Origin of the sequence: Flavobacterium sp. 140616W15 (genome assembly GCF_003668995.1) — a bacterium.
GTDB lineage: Bacteria > Bacteroidota > Bacteroidia > Flavobacteriales > Flavobacteriaceae > Flavobacterium.
In genome coordinates, this window is sequence record NZ_CP033068.1 from 2537280 (window position 1) to 2550208 (window position 12929).

Annotated in this window: 14 protein-coding genes; all 14 read left to right on the plus strand. The window is 30.7% G+C overall.

Annotated features, from left to right (window positions below):
* The first annotated feature begins 193 nt into the window (after nucleotides 1–193).
* On the plus strand, nucleotides 194–1582 hold the full coding sequence (lpdA, locus tag EAG11_RS10775; protein WP_129539177.1) for a dihydrolipoyl dehydrogenase: 1389 nt from the start codon (nucleotides 194–196) through the stop codon (nucleotides 1580–1582).
* A gap of 256 nt (nucleotides 1583–1838) precedes the next feature.
* Nucleotides 1839–2348, plus strand: a complete 510-nt coding sequence (locus EAG11_RS10780) for a YgcG family protein (RefSeq protein ID WP_129539178.1) — start codon at nucleotides 1839–1841, stop codon at nucleotides 2346–2348.
* A gap of 512 nt (nucleotides 2349–2860) precedes the next feature.
* Complete coding sequence (locus EAG11_RS10785) at nucleotides 2861–4303, plus strand: rhomboid family intramembrane serine protease (RefSeq protein ID WP_164998696.1); 1443 nt, start codon at nucleotides 2861–2863, stop codon at nucleotides 4301–4303.
* Nucleotides 4304–4316: 13 nt separating this feature from the next.
* The gene (locus tag EAG11_RS10790; RefSeq protein ID WP_129539180.1) at nucleotides 4317–5084 is read left to right on the plus strand and encodes a DUF6882 domain-containing protein; all 768 of its coding nucleotides are present in this window, start codon (nucleotides 4317–4319) and stop codon (nucleotides 5082–5084) included.
* Nucleotides 5085–5234: 150 nt separating this feature from the next.
* Nucleotides 5235–5858 carry a bifunctional 2-polyprenyl-6-hydroxyphenol methylase/3-demethylubiquinol 3-O-methyltransferase UbiG gene (locus EAG11_RS10795; protein WP_129541085.1) on the plus strand — a complete coding sequence of 208 codons (624 nt, stop codon included), beginning with the start codon at nucleotides 5235–5237 and terminating at the stop codon, nucleotides 5856–5858.
* 2 nt (nucleotides 5859–5860) lie between these two features.
* The gene (locus tag EAG11_RS10800) at nucleotides 5861–6763 is read left to right on the plus strand and encodes a PhzF family isomerase (RefSeq protein ID WP_129539181.1); all 903 of its coding nucleotides are present in this window, start codon (nucleotides 5861–5863) and stop codon (nucleotides 6761–6763) included.
* Nucleotides 6764–6899: 136 nt separating this feature from the next.
* Entirely contained in the window at nucleotides 6900–7787 is an 888-nt protein-coding gene (locus EAG11_RS10805) for a DUF4349 domain-containing protein (RefSeq protein ID WP_129539182.1), read from the plus strand.
* Nucleotides 7788–7796: 9 nt separating this feature from the next.
* On the plus strand, nucleotides 7797–8228 hold the full coding sequence (locus EAG11_RS10810; protein ID WP_129539183.1) for a GNAT family N-acetyltransferase: 432 nt from the start codon (nucleotides 7797–7799) through the stop codon (nucleotides 8226–8228).
* A gap of 340 nt (nucleotides 8229–8568) precedes the next feature.
* On the plus strand, nucleotides 8569–8748 hold the full coding sequence (locus tag EAG11_RS10815; protein WP_129539184.1) for a hypothetical protein: 180 nt from the start codon (nucleotides 8569–8571) through the stop codon (nucleotides 8746–8748).
* A 39-nt stretch (nucleotides 8749–8787) separates the two neighbouring features.
* Nucleotides 8788–9129, plus strand: a complete 342-nt coding sequence (locus EAG11_RS10820) for a nuclear transport factor 2 family protein (RefSeq protein WP_129539185.1) — start codon at nucleotides 8788–8790, stop codon at nucleotides 9127–9129.
* Between the two features lie 47 nt (nucleotides 9130–9176).
* Entirely contained in the window at nucleotides 9177–9635 is a 459-nt protein-coding gene (locus EAG11_RS10825; protein WP_129539186.1) for a hypothetical protein, read from the plus strand.
* Between the two features lie 99 nt (nucleotides 9636–9734).
* Complete coding sequence (locus EAG11_RS10830; protein WP_129539187.1) at nucleotides 9735–10274, plus strand: GNAT family N-acetyltransferase; 540 nt, start codon at nucleotides 9735–9737, stop codon at nucleotides 10272–10274.
* A gap of 33 nt (nucleotides 10275–10307) precedes the next feature.
* Complete coding sequence (locus EAG11_RS10835) at nucleotides 10308–11042, plus strand: bifunctional 2-polyprenyl-6-hydroxyphenol methylase/3-demethylubiquinol 3-O-methyltransferase UbiG (RefSeq protein ID WP_129539188.1); 735 nt, start codon at nucleotides 10308–10310, stop codon at nucleotides 11040–11042.
* Nucleotides 11043–11144: 102 nt separating this feature from the next.
* Nucleotides 11145–12644: a serine hydrolase gene (locus tag EAG11_RS10840; RefSeq protein ID WP_129539189.1), complete on the plus strand. Its 1500-nt coding sequence runs from the start codon at nucleotides 11145–11147 to the stop codon at nucleotides 12642–12644.
* Nucleotides 12645–12929 lie beyond the last annotated feature (285 nt).

Genomic DNA, 12929 nt, shown 5'->3' on the forward strand with positions numbered 1-12929 from the left:
AATTTTAGCAAATTATATCTCTTTTATTTTAATCTCTGTGAAATAGTCAATGTAAATCGACCTTGAAATAAAAATTAAACCTTTTTTTAAAATAAATCCTTAAATTCGCAATCTCTATTCATTGTTGAAAAATAGAAAATGAAATGCGTTTTTACAGCTTTCAATTTTAAAAATAAAATAAATACTTAAAAAAATGAAATACGACGTTATTGTTTTAGGAAGTGGTCCAGGCGGATATGTAACTGCCATTAGAGCATCACAATTAGGCTTTAAAGTAGCTGTAGTTGAAAAAGAAAACTTAGGTGGTGTATGCTTAAACTGGGGTTGTATACCAACAAAAGCATTGCTAAAATCAGCACAGGTTTTTGATTATCTAAAACACGCTTCCGATTACGGATTGACTGTTTCTGAATTCGATAAAGATTTCCCAGCGGTTGTACAACGTAGTCGTGGTGTTGCTGAAGGAATGAGCAAAGGTGTTCAATTCTTGATGAAGAAAAATAAAATCGACGTTATCGATGGTTTTGGAAAATTAAAACCAGGAAAAAAACTTGACGTTACAGATAAAGATAATAAAGTTACAGAATATAGTGCTGACCATATCATTATTGCAACTGGAGCTCGTTCTCGTGAGTTACCAAACTTACCTCAAGATGGAGTAAAAGTAATAGGATACCGTCAGGCAATGACATTACCAACACAACCAAAATCAATGATCATCGTTGGTTCAGGAGCTATTGGAGTTGAATTTGCACACTTTTACAACTCAATGGGAACACAAGTTACTATTGTAGAATTCATGCCAAACGTAGTTCCTGTTGAAGACGAAGATATCTCAAAACAATTTGAGCGTTCATTGAAAAAAGCAGGTATAAAAATCATGACTAACTCTTCTGTAGAGCGTATTGATACAACTGGTGCTGGTGTAAAAGCATTTGTTAAAACTGCAAAAGGTGAAGAAGTTCTTGAGGCTGATATCGTACTTTCGGCTGTTGGAATCAAAACTAACATCGAAAATATCGGTCTTGAAGAAGTAGGAATTGCTGTAGACAGAGATAAAATCTTAGTAAACGCTTACAACCAAACAAATATCCCTGGATATTATGCTATTGGTGATGTTACTCCAGGTCAAGCATTAGCTCACGTAGCTTCTGCTGAAGGAATTAACTGTGTAGAAAAAATTGCTGGTTTACACGTAGATCCAATTGATTACGGAAACGTACCTGGATGTACGTATGCAACTCCAGAAATTGCTTCTGTAGGTTTAACAGAAAAACAAGCTAAAGAAAAAGGATACGAATTAAAAATTGGTAAATTCCCATTCTCTGCATCAGGAAAAGCAAAAGCTGCTGGAACTCCAGATGGTTTTGTAAAAGTAATCTTCGATGCTAAATATGGCGAATGGTTAGGATGTCACATGATTGGTGCTGGTGTTACTGATATGATTGCTGAAGCAGTTGTAGCACGTAAACTAGAAACTACAGGACATGAAATCCTAAAATCTATCCACCCTCACCCAACAATGAGCGAAGCTGTTATGGAAGCTGTTGCAGATGCATATGGCGAAGTAATTCACTTATAAGAACTAACGTAAAAATGTACAATAATACATTTTTATAGTTATATATAATTTTCAATTTAAAATCCGATTTGTGAAAGCAAGTCGGATTTTTTTATGTCTTTCTACTAAAAAAAGAAGAATTAACTCCTTTCATAATCCATCCAAACACTTTACATTAAAACAATAAAATGATACCTGTTTTACATGAAATTAGAGAATATTTTATTACAATAATGTCTTATTTTCGCGACACCAAATCTAACCTACCAGCACTAAAATGAAAAAGACATTCTTCATTATTACAATTACCTTATTTTCATTAAATATTTTTTTTGCACAAACAAATAAAACAGTCATCCCAAATTCGGAAGCACAAAATATTTTTTCTAAGACATACAATTACGTAAATGATTTCGAAAAAATATTAGCGCCAAATCAAATAGAAGCTTTAAAAAATACTCTAAAATCATACGAAACAAGTTCGGGACATAAAATTATAGTTGTAACAACTTCTTCTATCCAACCTTATACCTCTATCCCCGAATATTCAATAGGCCTAAATACCTATCTGGCCAATCAATTAAAACTAAATACTGCCGTTTTAGTTATCCTAAGTAAAGAATTAAGACAAATTCAGATTCAGGACAGCGAGCAAATAAGTAATAAGCTTAACTACGATGAAATTAAGAGTATCATTTCTAGTACTGCAATACCCGAATTCAAAAAAGGAGATTACCATAAAGGCTTAGAAGAAACTGTAAATCAGATAATAAAAAAGTTGAAATAACACTTTTAAAAAAATATTAAATAATACAATGCCATCCGATTTGTGAAAACAAGTCGGATGGTATTATGATGTATCCACAAAAAACGGATCAGGAGCTTGCCAAATTCCCTCAAACTTGTAATTTTGAGGAACGAAAATCTTCACAAATAACTCTGTAAAAGCAACCACTCCATAAGCAAACTGATTCAAAAATTCCCGAATTAAGTTGAGTAAATTTTCTCTATAATTTTTAAACTGCCTAATTAAAAATTAATAATAAAAAAACTATATATTAGTCGTTTAATAAAAAAAATGTGGCTAATATTACCAATAGGCTACGAAACTTTAGAAGAAAAACAAACAACATACACGCACCTTATAATAGATATACCTAAGGCATGAATCCTAATCTTACCAAGAAACTTAAATTAATTTTTGTTCCATTTTTAATTATGATGCTAAGTTTTTGTATTATTTATACTTTTTTAAACTGGCTACTTTTAATCAAATTACAACTCTTTTCAGTCAAAGAAATGATAGTCGATTTTGTAATTCCATTAATATTTCCTGCAATACCCATCATATTTTATTTACGCCAGAGATTAAAGATTTTAAACCTAAAAGCAAAAAACGGAAAGACTTACACAGACTTTTATATATTTATTCTTTGGCTTTCCTTTTCGGTTCCAACAATAATTGCTCAAAACTATCTTAAAACAGCAACTGGAAAATTAACTCAGGTCGAGAATGTTTCTGCAATTTCTAAACAAGAACAAACAAAGTATTACAAAATAAACAGATTGTTCATAGACAAATCTAAGGCTTCCTCTCATACTTTATTTAAACTTAGTGGTAAAAACGATACCAATTTTAACATGTATCTATATGTTGTTGTTCCTGTTTTTGATAAAAAACAAGAAGCATCAAAAGCCTCTAGTTGTAAGTATTGGTTAGGAGTAAGATACCATAATCAGGTTAGCAATAGTCTTAGCCAGTCTAGAAAAGAAAGCGAATACCAAACCTTTGCAAACTTTAGTGAAACCGAATTTAACAAAACCGATTTAAATGATTTTGTATATCTGGAAAGAGTTGGTAACTCTGAAAGTGGTGATGGTTATAAAGAAGCTTTAAAGAATTCTACCAAATTAAATACTACAGATTCAACCATTTTTATTGCTAGCAAAGAACCATTTGAAAATAGAAATGGAAATTCCTTTCTATGGTTTATCTGCACATTATTAGGAGGAATAGTTATATCTCTAATTGCGATTTTAATTCCAAAATTTAACCAAAGAGAATTAAAGAACCTAGAAAGCGGAAAACCCCAAGAAAATAAAGATTTAAAAGAATTCCTGGAATTTATAAAACCAAGAGAAGGCTATTTTGTCACACCAATTTTAATATACATAAATATTGCAATATTTCTAGTCATGTTTCTATCTGGGTTAGGCTTTGTATCATTTGGAGGTCAGGACTTATTAAACTGGGGCGCAAACTACCAACCTTATACAACCAATGGCCAATGGTGGCGACTTATTACAAGTGTATTTCTTCATGGTGGTTTCATGCATTTGCTATCGAATATGTTTGGGCTTTTATTTGTCGGATTGTTTCTCGAACCCCTATTAGGACGAGAGAAATACCTAACAATTTACCTCATTACAGGAACTATTGCCAGCTTAGCGAGTATATGGTGGCATGACGCAACAATAAGTGTAGGCGCATCGGGTGCAATTTTTGGACTTTATGGATTATTCCTAAGTTTGTTATTGACAAAAGTTTTCCCTCCTCAAATCAATAACATTTTTCTGGTTACAACACTCATCTTTATAGGATATAATCTAGTAATGGGGCTTACTGGAGGAATTGATAATGCGGCACATATCGGAGGACTTATCAGCGGTTTTGTAATTGGTCTGTTCATGAGTAAATCTTTAAAATCAGAAGAACAAAAAATATCCAAAAGAAATAAATGATTTAAAAAAACTAATGAAAAAATATTCTGATTTTGCAATGAGTACTTGCAATAAATTTAAAGAAATCCAAGAAAAGTTTGTAGAAAAATATAACTTAAACGATTTTACAGAATGGTTTTACGATGAAGAAACATCGTTAATTACATTTAAAAAAGGACAGACCGAATTAAATTTTGAATACATCCCAATTGGTAGTTATTCTAATTCAAGCAAAACTTGGCTATGGGCATGGAATAATAAAGAATTACTTCATAACAATAAACTTAAAACAATATTGATAAAACAGTTTGGAAAAGAAAATAATTATTCAAGATTAACACAAGCTTCCTTTGATGCTGATAAAAATATTGGTTGGGAATTAACTGCTATAGCTTATGATCTTATTAAAGCGATTGGTTCATATAGAATTATTAATGAAGATAACCTTGAAATTTATTTTTTACTAACTGATGAAATTGATAATAATTTTGTTGAAGAACTAAAGAAAATAAATAAAAACAAAACGAAAAAATTAATTCAATGTAAGAAGCATGGCTTTAGCAGACCTGCTTTTATTTGTCAGCATCTTAATGAAAATGATAAAACTGGTTTTGAAGAAGCATTTGAAACAGAAATTGGAATGCATTTAGAAGAAGATGATGATTTATCTGCTTGGTGTAATAAATGTGAGGAAGCTAGAATAAAAGATGATGGATGGAATCAAAAAAACATGAAAATAGCTAAAATAAAATTAGCCTGTGAGCAATGCTATTTTAAAATAAAAGAAACTAACAATAAATAAAAAACATCTCACAAAACAAGCTTTACAATATATAAACTATAGTTTAATTCCCTTTAAAATTCGTATTTTCGTTAAGCTAAAAATGGCCTAATAACTCCTATAATAAGAATGTTACATGTAGTTATAAAAGCAATAACCCCTACAGAAATTATGAATGATTCTTGGACCGAAAGATGGAATGACCGATATAGTACAGATGAATTTGCTTATGGTGAACATCCAAACAACTATTTAAAAGAACAATTAGAAAAACTAAACACGGGAACAATCCTTTTCCCTGCTGAAGGCGAAGGTCGAAATGCTGTTTTTGCAGCCAAACTTGGCTGGACAGTTTCGGCATTTGATATTAGTATCGAAGGAAAAAATAAAGCCTTACGACTTGCCAATGCAAACGATGTAAGCATTGACTATCAAGTTGGCGAATTACAAACATTAAATTATACTTCTGAACAATTTGATGCAATTGCCTTAATTTATGCGCACTTTCCTGGTAATATTAAATCATTGTACCATAAAACACTTAGCAGCTATTTACGCAAAGGAGGATTACTAATTTTTGAAGCATTTAGTAAGAAACATATCGAATACAATTCAAAAAACGAAAAAATTGGCGGGCCAAAAGAACTGGACATGCTATTTTCTATTGATGAGATAAAAGCTGACTTTCCGGATTATGATATCATCGAATTAACAGAGAAAGAAATAGAATTAAACGAAGGTCTTTTTCATAACGGAAAAGGTTCCGTAATACGATTTGTGGGTCAAAAAAAGTAACAATGAAAAAAAGAATAGCATACCAAATTGATTCTTTCACAAAAGAAAAGTTCAAAGGAAATCCGGCAGGAGTAATTGTAAATGCAGAAGGACTGAATGATTACCAAATGCAACAAATAGCAAGAGAATTAAACAACTCAGAAACAGCCTTTCTGTTCCCTCCTGATAATGATGATTGCGATGGAATAATACGATACTTTACACCAAGTACCGAAGTTCCAATTTGCGGACATGCTACAATTGCAGCAATGTATGCAAAAGCAATTGAAGATAATTTAGATTCTTGTGTATTAAAATTTAAAACCAAGGTTGGTATTCTTCCTTTTGAAATTATCAAAAATAATGGAGATTATCAAGTTGTAATGACACAAGGAACTTTTGAATTAAGTCCAACATTCGATAAAGACATCATCATCAAAATGCTAACTGCATTAGGCCTAGAAGAATCTGATACTGATAAAAATTGCCCTATTCAGATAGCATCTACAGGACATTCTAAAGTTATGATAGGAATTAAAAGTCGAGAAAAGCTGAACAGTCTATCACCAGACTACAATGCATTAGCCGATTTAAGTACTATTATTAACTGCAACGGTTATTTTGTCTTTACTTTTGATTCAGACAGTAAAGACATTTTAACCTATGGACGAATGTTTGCACCTTCAATTGGTATAAATGAAGATCCTGTTACAGGTAATGCAAACGGACCATTGGGAGGATATTTGATTCAGAATAGAATTGTTGATTTTAAAGACAATACATTTGAATTTAATGGTCGACAAGGTGAAAAAATCGACAGACTTGGCGTAATAAATGTTAAAGTTAAGATTGAAAATAACAAACCTTCATTAATCCAAATAAAGGGAGATGCTGTAGTTGTATTTAGAACTGAAATAGAAATTTAGGGATAGCCTATAACCCCCTTAATACCTTTTATTTTTGTATAAAATTTATCTAATCTTACAATATATTATTTTTTTAAAATATAAAAAACTATATTAGTTGATCATTTTTTATCATCAACGCCAAAATCAATCATACATGAAACCAACATCTTTTAGCATACTATTTCTTTTATTGATAGTTTTATTTTCTTGTAACTCTAACAACAATGATGCTAAATATGCTGTTATAGCAGATGCTACATTGTCTGAAGAACCTGCAGCTGTAGAGTCTGTAGCGGAGCTCTCAATGTCTGAAAAAAACAAAGCAACGGATAAAGATGATACAGAACTTAAAACTGTTGAACCTGTATTGATTAAAAAGAAAATAATAAAAGATGGAAACATTTCAGTTAAAACAAATGATATTGCAATAAGCAAAAAGAACATAGACGAATTGTTGAAAAAACTAAACGCCTATTATGAAACTGAAGATCTTCAAAATAACGATCAGGCAATCTCTTATAATTTAAAAATAAGAGTTCCAGCTGCTAACTTTGAAAAATTAATTTCTAGTATAGAAAATGGCAAAGATGAACTTACGAGCAAAAATATACAAGCTAGAGATGTAACGGAAGAATTTGTTGATATTACAACTCGTTTGGCCAATAAAAGAGAATATTTAAAACGCTATAAAGAGTTGCTTTCGAAGGCTTCAACTGTAAAAGATATTCTTGCAATTGAGGAGAACATTCGAGTAATCGAAGAAGAAATAGAAAGTAAAGAAGGACGTTTGAAATACCTTAGCGATCAAGTGTCATTTAGTACTTTGGCTTTGAACTTATATAAAGAAAAAGAATATGTCTACAAGCCACAAGCGCAAGACAAATTTTCGGAAAGAATTAAAAATTCTATTAGTGAAGGATGGACCTCAATCATTGATTTTTTACTTTGGACTATTGCAATTTGGCCATTTATCATCCTAATAACTGGTATCGTATATATTGTCCGAAAAATTAAAAGAAAACGTAAAAATAAGGTACAATAATAATTTATAATGAAAATCAGAGAGATCAGAAAAAGTGACCTTGACTCTTTAAGAAATATATTTTTAAAAGAAAGACAAACAACATTTTCTTGGGTAGACTCGGCTACATATAGCTTACAAGATTTTGATATAGAAACAAAAGGTGAATGCATCCTAACCGCAATTTCTGATAATATTGCAATAGGATTTATTTCAGTGTGGGCCGAAGACAATTTTATTCATCATTTGTATGTAGAGCAAAAGTACCATGGTAAAGGCATAGGAACTCAGTTATTGAAAGCAGTTCTTAATAGATCTGATTTTCCTGTTACTTTAAAATGTTTGGAGAATAATACACAAGCTATAAATTTTTATAAGAATAAAGGTTTTATCGAAAAAGAGAGAGGACAATCTGAACAAGGAACATATATTCTATTTCAATTATTAAAAAATGTAGAATAACATCATCTTGACTCTACTCTTTTCTAACAAAAAACACTTATAATTCTGCAAACATTTAATTTTACATTGGTTAATCTCGACTAAGTAAAGCCATAATTTATAGATTAGTAACTTAGATTTTTCAGTCTTATAATCCGCTCCATAGCAAATAGACATAAAGAAAAATCAAAAAATTATATTATTTATGAAATACAAAAAAATTTTAATTACGTTTCTGATATTCATTATGTTTTATGTAATATTTATCTCTCCCTTCTTAATAAATTCGTGGGGGTACATAATTGATAAAAATTACCACATTCCTAAAGAATCTAACTTATTTATTTTTAACGCTACTGTCATGCAAAATGGTTCTAGTGACGCTTGGATATATGGAGAAGATTATAATAATTATTACTACAACGGAGGATTAAAATCTGAAGATGTTATTTCAATATCTAAGAAAAAAATAAAAGACTGTCTAGATTTTAATCCTGTAAATATATGTTCTTGGTGTGGAGTAAAAACTCTTCATGAGTAATATCTTAACTGCTCAAGGGCAAATTAAATTCCCTTAAAAATGACAATAGACCAAATTATTGATGATCAAATGTTGGCTTTTAATAATAGAGACATAAAAAACATGATGTCTTTATATAGTGACGAAATCAAAGTCTTCAATTTTCCAGACAATACAATAACCATAGATGGTATAAATGAATGCAAAAAAATGTTTATCACATTATTCGATAATTCACCAAAGCTTTATGCAGAAATAATTAACACCATAACTTTTGATAATAAAGTAATTGTTCACGAATACGTATATGGTCGAAATGGTAGTGATGATAAAACAGAACAAATCGTTATTTTTGAAGTAAATAATCAAAAAATAACACGAATGGACTTGATACGAAAATAGACATTTTAAATTTTCAAAAGCAATAGATACCATTCATATAATGAACTATGAAAACATTTCAAAATGAAATAATAATTGAGTTGTTAAATGCCATGGATGAATTTGTGGCCACAGCAGGACAACTAATTAATAAAGTAATCACTGAAACGAAGCAACCTGAAATTGAAGCAATCGAGAAAGGGAATTATGACGAAATCGAAAATGCCGATTTCTTAAACGGAGAAAAGATATTATCTGATAATTGGTATTATGATGTTCATGGGGAACATTGTATGTTTGAAAACACAATAACCGGACAAACGTTAGAAGTTTCTCTTGGTCATAAAGAACATATTGCAAATTTAGATCCTTATTTTTTCTATAATTTCCTTAAAACAACCAAGCATCTTGCACATCTTACCAAGCACTTTGAAAGTCCTTTTAAAGATATGTTGGATTTATTTGAAGATTTAGAACAGAAAAAATTATTAAAACATATTCATAGAATCGAATATAGAAAACATTGATAACTTATCTGATTAGTTTTCAACTATCTAAAATTAAAGTATTAGGATAAGTATTAATTTATTTTCATAATTTCACTCTTCTTTTAAAACCAAAATGTTATGAAATTAGATTTTAATAAATTCCCAAAACTCAAAACTCAAAGATTAATTTTGAGGAATCTCGAAAATCAGGATTTCGAACGCATCCATAAATTACATTCTGATCCAATTGTAAACTCATTTGTAGGCAGAGACAATTCTTCTAATTTAGAAAAAGCAAAGACTTATATCATTCGAATGAATAATTTGATTGCAAACAATGAATGTCTTTATTGGGTAATCACAACAAAAGAAAAAAATGATTTAATAGGCTCTATTTGTCTTTGGAATTTTGATCTTGAGAATAAAATTGTCGAAATTGGTTACGAAATGTTATCACAATACCAAGGAAAAGGTTTTATGACAGAAGCTTTAAAAGAAGTTGTAAAACATGCTTTTGAAGAAATAAACTCGGCTATAATAACTGCATTTCCTTCCTCAGACAATATCAATTCAGTATCAATTTTAAAAAAACTTAATTTTGTATACGAAGATAAACCCTATAATAATACACATCAAGATATAGCGAATTTGGTAACGTATACATTGAGAAACGTATAAGAAAAACCTCTGCTACAAAAAACAATACCGCACATGAAACAGAATAAATACGACGACGAATCCTTTTTCGAAAATTATGGTAAAATGCCCCGTTCTGCTGAAGGATTAAATGCCGCTGGCGAATGGTATATTTTACGCGAAATGTTACCTGAATTTAAATCCAAAAATGTTCTTGATCTAGGATGCGGATATGGCTGGCATTGTATTTATGCCAAACAACAAGGCGCCGAAAAAGTCGTTGGCGTCGATTTGTCTCAAAAAATGATTGAAAAAGCTAAAGAGAATTCAAAAGACTTAGCAATAGATTACAGACAAATGGCAATTGAGGATATCGACTTTAAATCAGAAGAATTTGACATTGTGATTAGCTCACTTGCTTTTCATTATGTAGAAAATATAAAAGACATTTTTGATAGAATCAATACCTATCTAAAAAAAGGAGGAAGCTTTGTTTTTTCAATGGAACACCCTGCATTTACCTCTCGTCCAGAGCAAGATTGGTTTACTGACTCAGATGGAAATCGCCTGCACTGGCCAATAGATAATTACCAAGATGAAGGAATAAGGCACACACATTTTTTAGGTCATGAGGTGATTAAATACCATCGAACTTTTGAAACTATTGTAAACACCTTAATCAATGCAGGTTTTACAATTAAACAAATATCAGAACCAAAACCTTCAGAGGAAATACTGGAGAAATATCCTGAAATGATTGACGAAGCCAGAAGACCCATTTTTATATTGATTTCGGCGGTTAAGAATTAAACTTACTATTTAAATAAAATAATTATCTGAATAGTAAGACATTGATAAAATGATTTTTGTAACAAAAGAATTCATATTACGTCATATAAAAAATCATCAATCATGACAATCAAAACAATCAATCATTATTTATTACTGTTATTTTTTCTAGCATCGCTCTCATTATCAGCTCAAGTTGACAAAAAATCCGATTTATATAAAACTATTATTTCCAGAGATAGTTTGCTCTTTAAAGTGGGCTTTAATACTTGCAACATCAATCAATTTGAAACATTACTAACCGAAGATTTCGAATTTTTCCATGACGAAGACAGCATATCAAACAAAAAAAAGTTCTTATATAACCTTCGTAACGGATTGTGTACTCCTTCTAAAACCTATAAATTAAGAAGAGATTTAATTCCTGGAACTACCGAAATTTATCCACTTTATAAAAACAAAGTACTCTATGGTGCAATACAAATAGGAATGCATCAATTTTACAGGATAACTACTGACAAAAAAGAAACTCCTGGGAGTATTGGCCGTTTTACACACTTATGGCTGCTACAAAAAGGAACTTGGAAACTATCACGATCACTTAGTTACGACCATAAAAATAATAGTGCTGTAACAAATAAAACTACATTTTTTGACAATGATGTCGAAATTGAAAAATGGCTTAAAGAAAATAACGTCCCAACTCTAGGTCTTGGAATAATCAATGCTGGAAAACTACAGCAGATTAAAGTATTTGGTGAACTAAAAAAAGGAATAGCAGCACCATACAATACCATTTTTAATGTTGCCTCGCTCACTAAACCAATTACGGCTATGGTAACTCTTAAATTAGTTAGCTTAGGCAAATGGGACTTAGATGAACCTCTTAACAAATATTGGACTGATCCAGATATTGTAAATGACCCAAGAACAAAAAAAATTACTACAAGATATATCTTAAGCCATCAAACTGGTTTTCCTAATTGGCGTTGGAATAATCCAGACAAAAAGTTACGCTTTGATTTTGAACCCGGAACAAAATACCAATATTCAGGTGAAGGTTTTGAATATTTACGAAAAGCATTAGAAAAAAAATTCAATAAAACCCTTGATCAATTAGCCAAAGAATTAATTTTTAGTCCTTTGCAAATGAATGACACCAATTATATCTGGGACAAAAAAACAGACGAATCACGTTTTGCAATTGGGTATGATCCAAAAGGAAATACATACGAAACGGAGAAAAGAAAAACTGCAAATGCAGCCGATGATCTATTGACAACTATTGAAGATTATGGAAATTTTTTGGTTAGTGTTATGAATGGTGATGGGTTATCCCAAAAAGTTTTTGATGACATGAAAACAAATCAGGTAGAAATGAAAGCCAAAGAATATTATGGCTTAGGTCTTGTTATCTACGATTTAGGAAACGGAGAAATAGCCTTATCCCATGGTGGCGCAGACCAAGGAGTGCAAACAATCTTTTTTATACTTCCAAAAACAAAACAAGGAATACTAATTTTTACTAATGTTGATGATGGATATAAAGTATATCAAAAACTACTTTTTCATTATTTAGGAGATAACGGAAAAAAAATATTCGAAATCGAAACCAAAAACTAATTCGAAATAAAAACTATGAATACTATTAATCAAGATAACCAAATTAGATGTCCAAAATGTCATTCAACACAAATATATGTAGACAAAAAAGGCTTCAGCGGAAAAAAAGCATGTTGTGGAGCAATCCTCGCTGGTCCCTTAGGTCTCTTATGCGGTACTCATAAATCAAATAAAATTAGAATGACTTGTTTAAATTGTAAACGTAGCTGGTAAATGAAACTAGATGATTTTACTTTAGGCTGTCACGGAATCCCCGAAAGGGGCTATAAAATTAACAACAAACAC

Bases quoted from the DNA above. Each gene is read 5' to 3' on its own strand.
- lpdA (WP_129539177.1), top strand. From the start codon at position 194: ATGAAATACGACGTTATTGTTTTAGGAAGTGGTCCAGGCGGATATGTA.
- EAG11_RS10780 (WP_129539178.1), top strand. From the start codon at position 1,839: ATGAAAAAGACATTCTTCATTATTACAATTACCTTATTTTCATTAAAT.
- EAG11_RS10785 (WP_164998696.1), top strand. From the start codon at position 2,861: ATGATAGTCGATTTTGTAATTCCATTAATATTTCCTGCAATACCCATC.
- EAG11_RS10790 (WP_129539180.1), top strand. From the start codon at position 4,317: ATGAAAAAATATTCTGATTTTGCAATGAGTACTTGCAATAAATTTAAA.
- EAG11_RS10795 (WP_129541085.1), top strand. From the start codon at position 5,235: ATGAATGATTCTTGGACCGAAAGATGGAATGACCGATATAGTACAGAT.
- EAG11_RS10800 (WP_129539181.1), top strand. From the start codon at position 5,861: ATGAAAAAAAGAATAGCATACCAAATTGATTCTTTCACAAAAGAAAAG.
- EAG11_RS10805 (WP_129539182.1), top strand. From the start codon at position 6,900: ATGAAACCAACATCTTTTAGCATACTATTTCTTTTATTGATAGTTTTA.
- EAG11_RS10810 (WP_129539183.1), top strand. From the start codon at position 7,797: ATGAAAATCAGAGAGATCAGAAAAAGTGACCTTGACTCTTTAAGAAAT.
- EAG11_RS10815 (WP_129539184.1), top strand. From the start codon at position 8,569: ATGCAAAATGGTTCTAGTGACGCTTGGATATATGGAGAAGATTATAAT.
- EAG11_RS10820 (WP_129539185.1), top strand. From the start codon at position 8,788: ATGACAATAGACCAAATTATTGATGATCAAATGTTGGCTTTTAATAAT.
- EAG11_RS10825 (WP_129539186.1), top strand. From the start codon at position 9,177: ATGAAAACATTTCAAAATGAAATAATAATTGAGTTGTTAAATGCCATG.
- EAG11_RS10830 (WP_129539187.1), top strand. From the start codon at position 9,735: ATGAAATTAGATTTTAATAAATTCCCAAAACTCAAAACTCAAAGATTA.
- EAG11_RS10835 (WP_129539188.1), top strand. From the start codon at position 10,308: ATGAAACAGAATAAATACGACGACGAATCCTTTTTCGAAAATTATGGT.
- EAG11_RS10840 (WP_129539189.1), top strand. From the start codon at position 11,145: ATGACAATCAAAACAATCAATCATTATTTATTACTGTTATTTTTTCTA.